This window comes from Novosphingobium sp. AP12, from assembly GCF_000281975.1.
Classification (GTDB): Bacteria; Pseudomonadota; Alphaproteobacteria; order Sphingomonadales; family Sphingomonadaceae; genus Novosphingobium.
In genome coordinates this window covers 1-15,493 of sequence record NZ_AKKE01000022.1, presented here as the reverse complement: position 1 = coordinate 15,493, position 15,493 = coordinate 1, and the positions used below count along the sequence as shown (strand labels likewise).

Genomic DNA, 15,493 nt, shown 5'->3' with positions numbered 1-15,493 from the left:
GGCCGAGTGCGCCGATCTCCGCTCTGCGCAAATTAGAGGGATAATGTCCAGAAAATCCAAAGGAATGACGGAATTTTCATAGGGTTGGGAAGAATTGGAGAGGCTCAGGAGCACAGTCACCTTCAACGTTCCGATAACCCCGAGCGATGCCATGCAGATACCTGTTTTACCAAGTGCCTAACTCCGAAGTTCCTCAAACGTAGGCGTGGAGTCGAGGCTCGGATACAGGATTAACAAATGCGCGATTTCGATGGTCCGGATAGGTCGCTGGACAGCTGCTCTGTCAGTGAGCCACCATCTTTCATTTCGATGGACAAAGGACGGCAGGCATCGGTGCGAGCCGACATTTGCAGATCCGCATAGAAATGGCGCTTTTTGTTCGGCTGCTGACTCTGCACGACCGTCAGCTATCTCCGCGACCCAAGTCCAAACCGGACGGTCGCCTCCCGGCCAGTGATGTCATGCCTGAGCCCGCGATCCCGCGCCGCAGGAATGTCCGGTGTCGGTTAAGAAGCCGCCGTTCGCGGAGGTACAGCGAATAGCGGCTTTGTCCCGCTTAAAGGCGATGAACGAAGGGCCGGAATCAGGCGCCCCATTTTTGGCTTGGGAACGTCCATAATCAGGGCGGGGAAATTCGTGCGAGGGCACAGCGGTAGTGGCGGGTCTCGACCAGACTGCGTCTTTCGCCGGTCGGTTTTTCCGATACTTCTTTTGCCAAACTTGCCGCTCGGTCGGCCTTGAAACCGTTGGCAACACCGCACCCTAAACTTGCTCATTTGATCTTCGCGGGACGGCAGCGGCGCCCATGGTGCGGTTGATTGGGCGGAAGTCGCCCTCGGCGAGCGCGGACCGGTCTGGTAGGAAGACGCAGCTCCCGATCCGACCGACATCGCGCCCGCACCGGACCCTAAGCGGATTGGTGCACCAGCGTTTCGGACGATCGGCGCTGATCAGCCTGGGAACGCAATCATCCGCGATGTGCTTTGTCGGGCAAGGAGACCTAAATGCCCAAACGTATTCTCATCACCGGCGCCAGTGTCGCCGGCAACACTATCGCCGCGGTGCTTGCCGACTACGATTTCGAGGTGGTGGTCGTCGAGCGGGCCGAGGCGTTTCGTGATGGCGGGCAGAATGTCGATGTACGCGGTGTTGGGCGCGAGGTGCTTCGCCGGCTAGGCCTGGAGGCGGCCGCCCTCGACCACGGCACCGGTGAGGAAGGCACGGTCTGGGTCAACGAGGACGGCAGCGAGGCAGCGCGGTTCGCGGTGGACGAGAATGGAAACGACGGTCCGACCGCGGAAATGGAGATCCTGCGCGGCGATCTGGCGCGTCTCCTCTACGACGCAGCGCAGGATCGCGCAGCCTATCGGTTCAACGATCGGATTGAGGCGGTCGAGGAGACGACGAATGGTGCCAGCGTCACTTTCTCCAGCGGCACGAATGAGACCTTCGACGCTGTGATCGTCGCAGAGGGGGTTGGCTCTTCGACACGCGAACTGGTCTTCAACGGCGCAAACGATCCGCGGTGGATGGACATGACCATCGCCTATTTCACCATTCCGCGTTCAAATGATGACGACCGGATGTGGCGCTGGTTCAACGCGCCGGGCAAGCGCAGCGTCTCGCTCCGCCCCGACCAGCACGGCACCACCCGCGCGATGCTGTCGCTTTCGAAGGAAGCCGAGGGCGAGCAGGACTGGGATGTAGAACGTCAGAAGGCCTTCCTGCATGAGCGCTTCGCGGATGCTGGCTGGGAGACGCCGCGCATTCTCGCGGCGATGGATAGCACCGACGACTTCTATTTCGACGTGCTCCGGCAGGTGCGAATGCCGCGCTGGTCGTCGGGTCACGTCGTCCTGACCGGCGACGCCGCCTGGTGCGCTACGCCGCTGGCGGGGGTCGGCACCACGCTTGCCGTCACCGGCGCCTATGTGCTGGCGCAGGAACTGATCCGTAATGCGGGTGTCGAGGCCGCGTTTCAGGCCTATGAGAAACAGATACGACCGATGGTCGAGGACGGCCAGGGCGTGCCGAAGATCGCGCCGCGCCTCATGCATCCCAAGAGCCGGCTCGGCATTAGCCTGCTCCACGGCGTACTCGGCGTAGCCAGCGCGGACGTCGTCCGCAATCTGAGCGCCAGACTCTTCAGCGGACCAGGCAAGGAAGTCGATCTGTCCCGCTACGATTGAGGCGAGCTTCGGAACGTCCGGTCGCCATTATTCGCAGGACGCGCCTTCGCCGTCATTTTCCGAGCTTGTTCGACAATCATAGAAACCGCGGCCTTCGACCAGCCCCGGTCGTTCCCGCCCCACCAGATCTATGGCTGATTTCGCCGTAAGCTGCCGCTTAACGATTCTATGACAGGCAAGATGAACCATCGCGCAGTCTCGGGGGAACGAATAGGCCTCGGGACCGACCGACTTGAGCGGGGGGATTGCTGTCATGTTTATTGGCTCGCACACTTGGAATCCACGTGCGGGCGATGCTAAGTTTATTGCGTGATGCCGGATCGCGCCGAATATGGTCGATATTCCGTCAAGCAGTTCGGCGAAAGTCCGCCCGGGGCCGAAGCCAATGTTCAGAGGTCACTGCCAGAGTCGCAGGTGTCATCCCACGTCAGATGAATGAAACGGCACGTTTGCGAAAGCTAACTGTGAGGCGACGTCGAATATTAGCGCCGAACGCTCGATGGCGCAGGAGACCCGCAGCTAGCCCCAATCGAAGCGGGACCTGTCCGAATAAGGTCGCTTTCGCGCAATAGAGCCTCGATCTCGTCAGGTGCGCCAAGAGCCACGCCTGTGCGCTGGTGCAGCCCGGTGGGCTGCGTGTCGAGAATGCGGTGCGTTCCATCGATTGCGCGCCCGCCGGCCTGCTCGATGAGGAAGCTCATCGGATTGGCCTCGTAGAGCAAGCGAAGGCGGGCCTTGCCGGCCTCGCGGTGGTCTGCGGGGTAAAGGAACACGCCGCCCCGCTTGAGGATGCGGTGGATGTCCGCGACCATCGAGGCCGTCCATCGCATGTTGTACTTGCCGGCGAGCGGCCCCGCCTCGCAGCCTACGCGGTCGTCGATGTAGCGGCGCACGGCAGGCGACCACTGTGCGCGGCGGGCCATGTTGACGGCGACCTCGCAGTTGCCCGAAGGGATCTTAAGCGGCCCGTCTGTCATCCGCCAGGCGCCCATCTCGCGGTCGAGGGTGAATTCGTAGACCCCGGCGCCCAGCGTCAGCACCAGCAGCGTCTGCGGACCGTAGATGGCGTAACCAGCGGCGACCTGATCGCGGCCTGGTTGCAGGAAGTCTTCCTCGGTCACTTCGCGGCCCGAGGCGCTTTCCGGCGCACGCAGCACCGAGAAGATCGTACCCACCGAAAGGTCAACATCGATGTTGCTGGACCCGTCGATCGGATCGAACAACAGCAGGTATTCGCCCTTGGGATAGCGGTTCGGAATGCGGTGGATCGTCTCCATTTCCTCCGAGGCCATGGCGGCGAGATGGCCGCCCCACTCGTTGGCGTCGAGCAGGATCTCATTGGCGATGACGTCGAGCTTCTTCTGGACCTCGCCCTGCACGTTCTCCGAGCCAAGGCTGCCCAGCACGTCGCCCAGCGCGCCCTTCGAGATCGCATGCGTGATCGTCTTGCAGGCGCGGGCTACCGTCTCGATGAGAAGCCGCAGTTCCGATGGACAGGCACTGTCCTCGCGCCGTTGCTGCTCGATAAGGAAGCGGGTCAGTGTGATCGGTTGCATCGTGGACTTTCGCGATGGACGTTGCGCCGGGCGCAGAACTCAGGTTTGTCCGGAGATCGGCAGGGAACGAGTTATGCGCTCCGCAGCGAATCTGCCACCTGCGGACCATGCGCGAAACTGGCCGCCTGCGCTACTGCCTCCGCGTCAGGTTGCAATCCTGTGTAGAGCACGAATTGCTCGATCGCCTGGAGCACGATCACCTCCGCGCCCGATATCACCGTCTTCCCGGCCTCTCGCGCAGCCCGGACGAAGGGCGTATTCGCGGGCTGGGCCACGACGTCAAAGGCGATTTCGCAGGCCGCGACCTGCTCGGGCGAGAAGGCGAGCGCCTCGGCCTGCGGCCCCTCCATGCCCAGCGGCGTCACGTTGACGAGCATCGCAGCACCCCGTGCAGGCATTTCCGCTAGCCATTCGAAACCGTACTGCGCCGCGAGCGCGGGGCCATTCTCGCGGTTGCGCGCGACGATCGTGCCTTGGCGAAAGCCCAGATCGCGGAGCGCGGCGACCACGGCCTTTGCCATGCCGCCGCTGCCGCGCAGCAGGAACGGCGTCGCCGGATCGATGCCCCGGCGCGTCACGATGTCGCGCACGGCGACGTAGTCGGTGTTGTAGCCGGTGAGCACGCCGTCGTCGTTGACGATCGTGTTCACGCTGTCGATCGCACGGGCGGAGCCCTCCAGGGCGTCGAGCATCGGGATGACCGCTTCTTTAAAGGGCATCGAGATCGCACAGCCGCGAATTGCCAACGCCCGGATGCCGCCGACGGCGGCGGCGAGGTCGGTCGTGCTGAACGACTTGTAGACGTAGTCGAGCCCATAATGGTCGTAGAGCCAGTTGTGCAGACGCGATCCGGCGTTGCCGGGTCGGGCCGACAGGGACATGCACAAGCGCGTGTCGCGGCCGATGGTGGTACGTTCCATGAGCGTCAGTCTCCGGTAGTCTTGCAGCGGATATCGGCACGCATGCTCGATCCGCGAGGTATCAGCCGGCCCGCAAGCACGACCTTGCGGCCCGCGGCATCGGGGTTTTCGAGCCGGTCGAGCAACATCGTCATCGCAGTGCGGCCGATCTCCTCTACCGGCTGCTCGATGACGCTGAGGCCGCCGCCGACGAACTCCATCCAGTCATTGTTATCGAACCCAGCGAGCGCGATGTCGCGCGGCACTTCGAGGCCAAGGTCGCGCAAGGCCCGCAGCACGTTGACGAGCATCACGCCGTTACTCGCCACGACGGCGTCGGGCCGCTCCGCGCGGCTGAGCAACTGGGCGATGACCTGCTCCGCCGCGTCCTTTGTATGGGGAACCGCGATCGTCTCCACCGCCAGTCCGAGCCGCGCCGCCGCCCTCGTGAAACCGTCGCGGCGTTCGGCGCCGGTGGTGCTGGCCGCGCCGAACAGGCCGGTGATCCGGCGATGTCCATGTGCGTACAGGTGCTCGACGAGGACCTCCGCCATGCGCGCATTGTCCAGCAGTACGCAGTCGAACTCGGCATCGGGCGCGGCGCGGTCGATCAGGACCACGGGATAGTCAAGTTCGATTCGCCCGCCTTTAGCGACCCTCTGGCGCGAAGGCGCGAGGATCACGCCGGTCACGCGCTCCTCGTGCAGCAGTTCGAGGTAGGCCGCTTCCTTGGCGGGGTCCTCGTCGGTATTGCACAGGATCACGCGCAAGCCGCGCGCGGCAGCGACGCTCTCTATTGCGCGCGAGACAGCGGTGAAGAACGGGTTGCCGATGTCGGCGACGACTAGGCCGATGGTGTTGCTGTGCTGGGAGCGCAGCCGCCGAGCGGCGAGATTGGGGCGGTATCCGGTAGATTTCACCGCCGCCAGCACGCGCTCACTCATCGCCGGATCGACCGGTCGGCCCGCCAGCACGCGCGAGACGGTTGCGGGGGAAACCCCGGCGACCTGGGCCACATCCTTGATCCCTATCGCCATGTGGAAATCGTTCTCTTGTCCAATCAGCCAATCCCATCCTGATAGCAGGTTTATGCACTAGTGATTGCTTTGATCACAACCCCTCTTGACAAATTCGCTGAGAAAACGTTTTCTGAGCTGGGAGTGAATTGGAGAGGAACGACGATGCTCGCAGACGCCTTCACCGCGTCGCATGCCACCGATCTCGTGAGGATCGACGCCAAGGCCGCCGACAAGACCGATGCGATCCGCCAGGTCGGCCAGCTGCTGGTCGCCGCCGGCTGCGTCGCGCCCGGCTACGAGGAGAGCATGGTGCGCCGCGAAGCCGTGGCGAACACCTTCCTCGGCTCCGGCCTCGCCATCCCGCACGGGCTGGGTGAGGACAAGGGCCTCGTCCGCCGCGACGGCATCGCCATCCTACAGCTTCGCGGCGGCATCGACTGGAACCCGGGGCAGCGCGCCCACATCGTCGTCGGCATCGCCGCGAACTCGGACAGCCACATCGGCATCCTGCGCCGCCTGACCCGGCTGATCCAGGACGAGGACCGGCTCCAGGCGCTCATCGCCACCGATGATCCGGCCGACTTTACGCGCGCCCTCGGCGAAGACGCGGCCCCCACAACCGCCTCCGCGCCTGCCGTGGATCTCGCCCATACCGCCGCCTGGGTGGTTGACTATCCCTCGGGCCTCCACGCCCGCCCCGCATCGACCTGGGTCGAGACTGCACGAGGCTCCGGCGTCCGCCTGCGGGTGCGCCACGGCAACGAAAGCGCCGATCCGCGCAACCTCGTCGCCCTGCTCCAGCTGGGCCTGCGCTGCGGTGACGAAGTCACCTTTTCTGCCGACGGCGCGGGCGCTGAACCGGCGCTGGGCAGCTTCGTTGCCGCCGTCCGCCGCCTCACGTCGCGCGAGAAGGAAGACGCTGCCCGCGTCGCCGAGAAAGCCAAGGCGCCGAGCCGCAGTTGGACGCCCGCCGGAAGTCCCCGGATGATAGCCGGCGTTGCCGCCAGCCCCGGCCTCGCGATCGGCCGGGTGCATGTCCTCAGCGCAGCAGAACTCGTGGTGCCCGACGTGCCGGTCGACCTAGCCACCGGCGGTGAACAACTCAACGGCGCGCTGGTGCGCACCCGCGCGCAGATGACGGCGCTGATCGACGACACCACCCGCCGCCTCGGCGGCTCGGAAGCCGCCATCTTCAAGGCGCAGTCCGAGCTGCTGGAAGACACCGACATCATCACTCTCACCTGCCAGCTCATGGTCGAGGGTCACGGCGTCGCCTGGTCGTGGCACCAGGCCGTGGAACGGATCGCGAGCAAGCTCTCGGCGCTGGGCAACCCTGTCCTCGCCGCACGCGCCGCCGACCTCGAGGACGTGGGCCGCCGGGTGCTGGCCGAGATCGCCCCCGGCCTCGTCAGCGGCACCCTCGCCGACCTGCCCGACGAGCCCTGCATCCTCGTCGCCGCAGACCTGTCGCCGTCCGACACCGCGACGCTCGATGTCGCGAAAGTGGCCGGAATTGCCACTTCGCTCGGCGGGCCGACTTCGCACAGCGCGATCCTTGCCCGTACTTTGGGCCTGCCTTCGGTCGTCGCAGGCGGCGCCGAATTGCTCGCGACCGCTGCCGGGACCGTCGCCGTCGTCGATGGCGATGGCGGCAAGGTCTGGATCTCGCCTTCCCAGGACGATCTCGTCTCGGCGCGTGCCTGGATCGCCGACCTCGCCGCCCGGCGCGTCGCCGAGGAGCAGGAGCGCGGCCAGCCCGCCGTCACCCGCGATGGCCACCGGGTGGAAATCGCTGCGAACGTCAACCGCGCCGACCAGGTCGCGTTCGCGCTTGCGCAGGGCGGCGAGGGCGTCGGCCTAATGCGCACCGAATTCCTTTTCCTCGAAAGCGGGGACAGCCCCGGCGAGGACGAGCAGCTTGCCGTCTACCGCGCCATGATCGACGCACTCAGCGACGATGCGCAGGACCGCCCGCTGATCGTGCGCGCGCTCGACATCGGCGGCGACAAGCAGGTGCCCCACCTCGACCTGCCGCGCGAGGAGAACCCGTTTCTCGGCGTGCGCGGCGCGCGGCTGCTGCTGCGCCGTCCCGACTTGCTGGAGCCGCAGCTGCGCGCGCTCTACCGCGCGGCGAAGCTTGGCGGCGATCTCTCGATCATGTTCCCGATGATCACTTCGGCGCACGAACTCATCGTGCTGCGTCAGCGCTGCGAGGCGATCCGGGCGGAACTCGACGCGCCGCAGGTTCCGATCGGCATCATGATCGAGGTTCCGGCGGCGGCAGTCCAGGCCGCGTCGCTCGCTGCCCATGCCGACTTCTTCTCGATCGGCACCAACGACCTCACCCAGTACACCCTCGCGATCGACCGCCAGAACCCGGAACTCGCGGGTGAGGCGGACAGTCTGCATCCGGCCGTCCTGCGTATGATCGCAATGACCGTGGAAGGGGCGAAGGCGCATGGCCGCTGGGTCGGAGTGTGCGGCGGCATCGCCGGCGATCCGTTCGGCGCGGCGCTGCTGGTGGGTCTGGGCGTCAGCGAACTGTCGATGACCCCGCGCGACATTCCGGCGGTCAAGGCCCGGTTGCGCGCATCCGATCGCAGTGAACTCGCCCAACTCGCGGCGCGCGCCTTGGCCGCCGAAGGCGCTGCCGAGGTCCGCGCGCTCGACGGGGAGGCGATGTGATGCGCGCCCTCACTGTCACCTTCAACCCCGCCATCGATCAGACCGTCACGCTGGACCGGCTCGTCCCCGGAGAGGTCCACCGCGCCCATGCGGTTCGCCAGAATGCCGGCGGCAAGGGCGTCAATGTCGCCAGCTGCCTGGCCGACTGGGGCGTGTCCGTTTCCGCCTATGGCCTGCTCGGCAGCGACAACGCGGCGCCGTTCGATGCGCTGTTCGCCGCCAAGGGCATCGAGGACCGCTTCATCCGCACTGCCGGGGCGACGCGCATCAATCTCAAGCTGGTCGACCCGGCCGGCACCACCGATATCAATCTGGATGGCCTCGCAGTCGATGCCGGTCGCGCCGAAATGGTCGCCGCCACCATCTGCGATGCGGCACGCGAGGGTGACCTCGTCGTGCTGGCGGGCAGTCTTCCTCCAGGCTGCCCGCCCGATACTTACGCTGCCCTGACAGAGCGCCTGCGCGCCATCGGGTGCCGCGTGATCCTCGACACCAGCGGCCTGCCGCTCAAATGCGCGCTGGAAACCGCGCAGCCACCCCACATCGTCAAGCCCAACCGCGATGAACTCGCCCAGATGCTGGGCCACGGCCTGCCCGACCTTTCCGCGATGGTCGAGGCCGCCGCCATCTTGCGCCAGAGCGGTGTAACGCTGGTTGTGGTCTCAATGGGAGAGCACGGCGCGCTGTTCGTCTCGGATGAGGGCGCGCTCACCGCCCGGCTCGCGGTCGGCGAACTGGCGAGCACGGTCGGCGCCGGTGATGCGATGGTGGCGGGCATCGCCGCCGCCGTGCTGGAAGAAGCATCCCTCGAACGCACCGCGCGGCTCGCGACGGCCTTTGCGGTGGCGAAACTCGGCATGATCGGCCCGAACCTGCCAGCGCTTGCAAGCGTGCATGCGCTGGCCGACGAAGTGACGGTGACCCCGGTGAAAATGACCGCGAAGACAGCGGCAGGAGAGGCAAAATGAAGACGATCTTTGCCGTCGTCGAGGCTGGGTCCTCGGCCGTGCAGGGCGTGCTGGCGGGCGAGGCCCTGCGCCGCGCCGCCCGCACTCACGGGCGGACCATCGAGGTCGAGGTCCGCACCCAGCAGGGCGTGCTGAATCCGCTCGGCGACGACGTGCCGGGCACGGGCGGCCTGCTGTTGTTGGTCGGCGACGGGACGGCGGACGACGCGCTGGCTCGCCGGGCCGAGCGCCACGTGACGCTCGAGGCGGTGCTTGCCAATCCCGCTGCGGCGCTGGCGTTCGAAGATAACGACGCTCCGGATCTGGCCACGAAGATCCCGCGCATTGTCGCTATCACTTCGTGCCCGACCGGCATCGCCCACACCTTCATGGCGGCCGAGGGACTGACCGGGGGAGCCAGACAGCTCGGCTATGCGATCCGCGTGGAGACGCAGGGTTCGGTCGGCGCCGGAACACCGCTGACGGCTGACGAAATCGCCGAGGCCGACGTCGTGCTCATCGCCGCCGACCGCGAGGTCGACCGCGCGCGCTTCGCCGGCAAACGTGTCTTCGCGTCCAGCACCAAGCCGGCGATCTCGGGCGGCGCGAAACTGATCGAGCGCGCCTTGGCAGAGGCGAGACAGCAGGGCGGCGAAGCCGATACCGCTGACGGCGCTTCCTCCTCCGGACCGGAACGCGCGGGGCCATACAAGCACCTCATGACCGGCGTTTCGTTCATGCTGCCCTTCGTGGTCGCGGGCGGCCTGCTGATCGCCATCGCCTTCGCGCTCGGCGGGATCGGCGCCAATACCGACGCTGCCAAGGGCACGCTGGCACATACGCTGTTCCAGGTGGGCGCGCAGGGCGCCTTCGCGCTGATCGTACCCGCCTTGGCTGGCTACATCGCCTTCTCCATCGCCGACAGGCCGGGTATCGCGCCGGGCATGGTGGGCGGCATGATGGCCGCGCAGCTGGGCGCCGGGTTCCTCGGCGGCATCGCGGCGGGCTTCATCGCTGGCTACGGGGTCGATGGGCTCAACCGTTTGATCCGCCTGCCGAAAAACCTGCAGGGGTTGAAGCCCGTGCTGATCCTGCCGCTGCTGGGCACGCTGCTGACGGGCCTCCTGATGGTCTACGCGGTCGGCACGCCGGTGGCCGCTGCCCTTGCCTTTTTGACCGAATGGCTGCGGTCCATGCAGGGGTCGAGCGCGCTGCTGCTCGGCGTGATCCTGGGCGCCATGTCCGCTTTCGACATGGGCGGCCCGGTCAACAAGGCGGGCTATGCCTTTTCGGTGGGCCTCATCGCCAGCAACGTCTGCACGCCGATGGCGGCGACGATGGCGGCAGGAATGACGCCGCCGCTGGCTGTCGCGCTGGCGACGCGCCTGTTCCGCGACCGTTTCACGGCCGAGGAACGCGAGGCGGGAGGGGCCGCTGCGGTTCTCGGGCTGGCTTTCATCACCGAGGGTGCGATCCCGTTCGCGGCGCGCGATCCGTTCCGGGTGATCCCCTCGCTGATGGCGGGTTCGGCGACGGCGGGGGCGATCTCGATGGCTTCGGGTGTCGAGCTGAAAGTGCCGCATGGCGGGGTTTTCGTGCTGCCGATCCCCGGCGCGGTGACGCATCTGGCCGCTTACGGCGCCGCGATCGTTGCGGGAACGCTTGTGAGCGCGGTGCTCGTCGGACTTCTCAAACGCAGGCCGGAAGCGCTGTCCTGAAGCGCACCTAAGCCCACCTTAAAGACACCCAAGCATACCCGAGAGGATCAGCACATGTCGGCCCTGCCGTTCAAGGGCGCCTGCCTCGCAGGCGTCGCCGCTATCGCCTTGTCGATCGCTGCCGCGCCTGCCGAGGTCCGGGCCCAGTCGGCCGACGAGACCATCGACATCGCCGCAGGACCCGCGCCGCGGCCCGAATCCTTCCAACCCCTCGCCGAGGAGGGCATTATCCTCTCGCTCAGCTACACCGGCGAGGCGGCGGGCAACGTCACCGGCGGGCTGCGGCGCGACGCGGCTTATGCCGGGCAGGTCTACGTCGGCGCCGACTTCAACATGGACCGCATCGCCGGCATCGGCGGCGGCGCGCTGCATGTGGCGGTGACGAACCGGCACGGCGAGAGCCTCTCGGCGCTGGCAATCGGCAACAATACCTCTGTTCAGGAGATCTGGGGCACCCAGAACACCCACCTCGCGATTCTGACCTGGGAGCAGCATCTGCTCGACGACCGGCTGGTGATCGAGGCGGGACGTAGCCAAGCGAATATCCACTTCCTCAATTCGCCGCTCTATTGCCAGTTCCAGGGCAATTCGGGCTGCGGTAATCCAACGTTCGTGTTCAAAAACAGCAATTTCACCTACTTCCCGGCATCGAGCTGGATGGCCCACGCCAAGGCGCGGCTGACCGATCACGTCTACGCCCACGTCGGCGCCTACGAAATCAACCCCGACCGCAAGCGCGCCAGCGACCACGGCACCGCCTTCGGCATCGCCAACGCGACCGGAGTGATCGTGCCCTGGGAACTGAGCTACGAAATGGGCGAAAAGGCCCGCCTTCCCGCCCGCTACATCCTAGGCGGATGGGTGGACAAGGGCGACTACGACGATCCGCTGCGCGACGACGCGGGCGGCATCGCCATCGTCTCGGGCCGCCCGGCGCAGGTCCGAAACGGGCGCTCAGGCCTCTATTTCCGCTTCGAGCAACAGCTTACCCGGCCCGACCCGACTTCGAAGCGCGGCCTCAGCCTTTTCGGCGTCGCCATGACCAACCTCTCCGGCCGGGTCGAGGAGAGCCGTTTCTGGGACATCGGCGTCGTCCAGACCGGGACCTTCGCCGGGCGTGACGAGGACAGCGTGGGCTTCATGGTCAGCGACCAGCGTTTCAGCGACCTTGCCATGCAGCGGATGCGCGCCGCTGATCTCTCGGTGGGCGGGAGCGGCAAGGTCTCGCGCCATCAGGTGATGCTGGAGCTGACCTACAGCGCGCAAATCGGGCCGGCGATCCGTCTGTCGCCCAACTTCCAGTACATCCTCAACCCCGACCGCACCGGCGCGCCGTTCCGCGGCCGTCCGACCGGCGACGCGCTGATCTTCGGCGCCAAGTTCACGGTGGACGCCCTCCGTCTCGGTCTGTGATCCGTGAGGGGGTGACCGGAGATGAGACAAGTACGAACATGACGTAATCGCGGGAGCGCCGGCCGTTGGCCAGATGCACGGGATTACTGGAAGGTTGGTTGCCCCCCGATAAGATGAAGAACGGGCTCACGATTTTGGACCGGGCCCAGCATCATATGGAGGACAACCGTGGATCAGCATATAGGACTCGACGTCTCCCTGAAAGACACTTCAGTATCGGTTCGCCAGGACGGCAAGCGCATTTGGCGTGGCAAGTGTGCATCCGACCCGAAGCTTCTCGCAGAAGTGATCCGAAAGCGCGCACCGAATGCAAAGCGCGTGGTATTTGAGACCGGACCTTTGTCGGTATGGTTTTTCCATGCCCTCACTGCGGAAGGTCTGCCGGCGATCTGTATAGATGCGCGCCATGCCAAGGCCGCTCTCGATATGGCTGCCAACAAGACCGATGCGAACGACGCTGACGGCCTGGCCCATCTGGCTGAGGTTGGTTTCTATAGGGAGGTCCGCGTTAAAGGCTTCGACAGCATGTTGATGAGGACGCTGATCGCCGCCCGCCGTCAACTCATGAAGATGAGGGTGCAGATGTCGAACCAGATACGTGGGCTGATGAAGACGTTTGGGCTGGTAGTGCCCAAAGGCGCCGGCAGCGTCTTCGACCGCAATGTAATTTCGCTTTTGGAAGGCGAGGACAATTTGGCACGCATCATCCTACCTCTGCTTAAAGCCTGGGGAGATATCCGGCTTCGCGTTGCGGAATTGACCAAGCAACTGGTTGCGATGGCCGGCGCGGATCAACGTTGCCGCCTGCTCACGTCCGTGCCTGGTGTGGGTACGGTCACTGCCACGGCCTTCGCAGCAGCAGTGGAGGATTCGATCAACTTTAAAAACTCGCGTGCTGTAGGCGCCTGGGTCGGTCTGACCCCAAAGCGGTATCAATCGGGAGAGGTGGATTATGAAGGTCATATCTCCCGTCGCGGCGACGCTAAGTTAGGCACCCTCTTGTACGAGGCAGCCTCGGTCATTTTGAACAGGTCGACAGAGACGAACGCATTGCGTACCTGGGCCCTGGCGCTGAAGGAGCGGCTTGGTTTCAAACGAGCTGCAGTCGCGCTCGCGCGCAAACTGGCGGTAATCATGCACGCAATGCTGAAGACAGGCGAGCTGTTTGATCCAAATGCTGGAGCCGCCGCGCCAACTTGATGAACGACGGCACATTGTCACCAGCGCATCTAAAGTTTACCGATAGCGTCCTTTGAGGACGCGCCGAGCCGTCCCTGCCGGGGACGCGGCTGAGATCATTCCGCGAAGCGGGAAGCAACTGGCCTTTGGGAGCAGATTGCGTCACGAACATAGGAAGATCTTGCCTACGGAACCCATCCTGCGGCGATCAACTTGCATCGACCGCGTAGACGACCCTGTACCCGGCATACGCTTGGCAACAGTTATAAAATGAACGAACGAATGATTTGGCTGGCTTGACAGAGGGGCGATTAGACGACCCGCTGCCGCGGGAGTGGTGCATGGTTTGAGGTTCATCGGCGGATCAGAGGTTAGCGTCAAACTTGAGCTCTGCGCGATGTAGGCAGACGATCGTGGCTCTTTTCAACCAAGGAGCCGTACGATGACCAATATCCCTACCGATGCCCCTGTAAGTCCACTGCGTCAGCGCATGATCGAAGATATGAACCTGCGCCGGTTCGCCCGTAAGACCCAGTTCGACTATGTACGCCACGTCACACGCTTTGCGACGTATCTTGGACGCCCTCCCGATACAGCGACAGTGGAGGATCTAGGGCAGTTCCAAGTCGAACAGCGCGATGCAGGTCTGGGCATCCCGACTATGAACAGTGTCGTTTCCGCGCTGCGCTTCTTCTTCACGCACACGATTGATCGGCCCGATCTTTCCCCCAGACTGCGCCCTGCTTACAGCGGCCTGTTCGGCGGCCTCAGAGCCTCGACGACATCCTTTCAGGCGGCTTCAATGCCCGTATTTCGGCGACATACAGAAAAAAGAGGCTCTTCAGCACCACCACATCGACCAAGTCCAGCACCAGCTATGCCGTCGCAGATGCTGGCATTGAAACCAGTTCATCTTGATCCTGACCGCCTACGACGACAACTCCGGGCCCGAAGAATGCCCCATGTGCGACAAGAACGTGGCGGATTGGGACTTTCTATGCCCACTGCACGTCAGCAACCGCCGCCCGCCGGCTGAGGTGCAGCATTTCCAGCGCAACCTTAGAACTCGTGGGTCTGACGCGTCTTGAAATATTCCGCGATGGCTCCTTTGAGCGCTACGTCGAGATCATTCTGCACATCGTCCGATTCGTTCTTAACGCTGGTTGGCATCGGCGAACTTGCGTTGGCCGCTTCAAAACTGACTGTTGCAATGTTGTGCTTGTTTATCTGACAAAATACTACTGGGCTCTGGGGTGAAACCACACCTCCAGCGCGCGTTTTGATCGACGGCCCTTTGATGCTGAAGCGGATCCATTCCCGATCGTGAAATTCAGCGGTGGGTGCCTCCCATGGAATGAAAACCTGAGCCGGAATGTTGGCGCGGTTGCAGCTTTCAGCAGCCTTCTCCATCAAGGGCTGGAATTCGCGTACGAGCCTCTGCCGGCGTTCGTCACGCACGCTGACCTTCTCCGCTTCCCGACGCTCCACCTCAAGGCGTTTCGCCGCAAGCGCCTGCTCTGCATCTGCCTTGAGCCCGGTAATGAAACTATCGAAGTCCGACATGCTGCCTCGCAATCTGGCCAAGCGTCCCGCCGGGCGAATCATGTGCGGATGTTCGCTCAGGTCATCGCAGAGTGTCCAGCGGCTCGCCGAATTTTCCCCGTCCAGGTCGAAGAAATGCAGGGGCAGGTTGCGCATACGACTACCAGTCCTCCGATGCTCCGGCAGAGGGCGATGCAATGACGGCGCTGTCGCGCTTCACCGCCACCTTGCGCGATCCCAAGGCGTCTGCGGACGACAAGCGCCTCGCCCTGCGCTTCATCGTCCACATCATCGGCGATCTGCATCAGCCGCTTCACGACGGCGCCGGTACCGATCGCGGCGGCAA

11 protein-coding genes and 1 pseudogene are annotated in these 15,493 nt (G+C 64.7%); 8 read left to right on the top strand and 4 right to left on the bottom strand.

Going from position 1 to position 15,493, the window contains the following annotated elements:
• The first annotated feature begins 1,004 nt into the window (after window positions 1–1,004).
• Complete coding sequence (locus PMI02_RS04805; protein ID WP_007679532.1) at window positions 1,005–2,189, top strand: FAD-dependent monooxygenase; 1,185 nt, start codon at window positions 1,005–1,007, stop codon at window positions 2,187–2,189.
• A gap of 482 nt (window positions 2,190–2,671) precedes the next feature.
• Here the strand turns inward: PMI02_RS04805 and PMI02_RS04800 are convergent, their stop codons facing one another.
• From PMI02_RS04800 to PMI02_RS04790, 3 genes are all read right to left on the bottom strand, one after another.
• On the bottom strand, window positions 2,672–3,745 hold the full coding sequence (locus PMI02_RS04800) for a class 1 fructose-bisphosphatase (protein ID WP_007679530.1): 1,074 nt from the start codon (window positions 3,743–3,745) through the stop codon (window positions 2,672–2,674).
• Between the two features lie 71 nt (window positions 3,746–3,816).
• The gene (locus PMI02_RS04795; RefSeq protein ID WP_007679528.1) at window positions 3,817–4,665 is read right to left on the bottom strand and encodes a shikimate 5-dehydrogenase; all 849 of its coding nucleotides are present in this window, start codon (window positions 4,663–4,665) and stop codon (window positions 3,817–3,819) included.
• A 5-nt stretch (window positions 4,666–4,670) separates the two neighbouring features.
• On the bottom strand, window positions 4,671–5,681 hold the full coding sequence (locus PMI02_RS04790) for a LacI family DNA-binding transcriptional regulator (protein WP_007679525.1): 1,011 nt from the start codon (window positions 5,679–5,681) through the stop codon (window positions 4,671–4,673).
• 144 nt (window positions 5,682–5,825) lie between these two features.
• On the opposite strand from PMI02_RS04790, the gene ptsP reads away from it, so the two are divergent.
• The 6 genes from ptsP (at window position 5,826) to PMI02_RS27885 (ending at window position 14,641) form a co-directional block, all read left to right on the top strand.
• Complete coding sequence (gene ptsP, locus PMI02_RS04785) at window positions 5,826–8,348, top strand: phosphoenolpyruvate--protein phosphotransferase (RefSeq protein ID WP_007679523.1); 2,523 nt, start codon at window positions 5,826–5,828, stop codon at window positions 8,346–8,348.
• Window positions 8,348–9,316: a 1-phosphofructokinase gene (gene pfkB, locus PMI02_RS04780; RefSeq protein ID WP_007679520.1), complete on the top strand. Its 969-nt coding sequence runs from the start codon at window positions 8,348–8,350 to the stop codon at window positions 9,314–9,316. The genes ptsP and pfkB overlap by 1 nt, the downstream gene beginning before the upstream one ends.
• Window positions 9,313–11,013, top strand: coding sequence for a PTS fructose transporter subunit IIC (locus PMI02_RS04775; protein ID WP_007679518.1), 1,701 nt, complete (start codon window positions 9,313–9,315; stop codon window positions 11,011–11,013). Before pfkB ends, PMI02_RS04775 begins: the two co-directional genes overlap by 4 nt.
• 54 nt (window positions 11,014–11,067) lie before the next feature.
• On the top strand, window positions 11,068–12,426 hold the full coding sequence (locus tag PMI02_RS04770) for a carbohydrate porin (RefSeq protein ID WP_007679516.1): 1,359 nt from the start codon (window positions 11,068–11,070) through the stop codon (window positions 12,424–12,426).
• Window positions 12,427–12,594: 168 nt separating this feature from the next.
• Complete coding sequence (locus tag PMI02_RS04765; RefSeq protein ID WP_007679514.1) at window positions 12,595–13,626, top strand: IS110 family transposase; 1,032 nt, start codon at window positions 12,595–12,597, stop codon at window positions 13,624–13,626.
• Window positions 13,627–14,047: 421 nt separating this feature from the next.
• Window positions 14,048–14,641: a phage integrase N-terminal SAM-like domain-containing protein gene (locus PMI02_RS27885; RefSeq protein WP_007679511.1), complete on the top strand. Its 594-nt coding sequence runs from the start codon at window positions 14,048–14,050 to the stop codon at window positions 14,639–14,641.
• 23 nt (window positions 14,642–14,664) lie between these two features.
• Here PMI02_RS27885 and PMI02_RS04760 read toward each other — a convergent pair whose 3' ends face one another.
• The gene (locus tag PMI02_RS04760; RefSeq protein ID WP_007679509.1) at window positions 14,665–15,303 is read right to left on the bottom strand and encodes a hypothetical protein; all 639 of its coding nucleotides are present in this window, start codon (window positions 15,301–15,303) and stop codon (window positions 14,665–14,667) included.
• 5 nt (window positions 15,304–15,308) lie between these two features.
• Between PMI02_RS04760 and PMI02_RS04755 the strand changes: the two are divergent.
• Window positions 15,309–15,493 (top strand): annotated as a pseudogene (locus PMI02_RS04755) (S1/P1 nuclease); the annotation flags it as partial.

What these genes read in the sequence shown, in the direction of transcription:
- PMI02_RS04805 (WP_007679532.1), top strand. Translation starts at nt 1,005, where the DNA reads ATGCCCAAACGTATTCTCATCACCGGCGCCAGTGTCGCCGGCAACACT.
- PMI02_RS04760 (WP_007679509.1), bottom strand. Translation starts at nt 15,303, where the DNA reads ATGCGCAACCTGCCCCTGCATTTCTTCGACCTGGACGGGGAAAATTCG.
- PMI02_RS27885 (WP_007679511.1), top strand. Translation starts at nt 14,048, where the DNA reads ATGACCAATATCCCTACCGATGCCCCTGTAAGTCCACTGCGTCAGCGC.
- pfkB (WP_007679520.1), top strand. Translation starts at nt 8,348, where the DNA reads ATGCGCGCCCTCACTGTCACCTTCAACCCCGCCATCGATCAGACCGTC.
- PMI02_RS04790 (WP_007679525.1), bottom strand. Translation starts at nt 5,681, where the DNA reads ATGGCGATAGGGATCAAGGATGTGGCCCAGGTCGCCGGGGTTTCCCCC.
- PMI02_RS04770 (WP_007679516.1), top strand. Translation starts at nt 11,068, where the DNA reads ATGTCGGCCCTGCCGTTCAAGGGCGCCTGCCTCGCAGGCGTCGCCGCT.
- PMI02_RS04775 (WP_007679518.1), top strand. Translation starts at nt 9,313, where the DNA reads ATGAAGACGATCTTTGCCGTCGTCGAGGCTGGGTCCTCGGCCGTGCAG.
- PMI02_RS04795 (WP_007679528.1), bottom strand. Translation starts at nt 4,665, where the DNA reads ATGGAACGTACCACCATCGGCCGCGACACGCGCTTGTGCATGTCCCTG.
- ptsP (WP_007679523.1), top strand. Translation starts at nt 5,826, where the DNA reads ATGCTCGCAGACGCCTTCACCGCGTCGCATGCCACCGATCTCGTGAGG.
- PMI02_RS04800 (WP_007679530.1), bottom strand. Translation starts at nt 3,745, where the DNA reads ATGCAACCGATCACACTGACCCGCTTCCTTATCGAGCAGCAACGGCGC.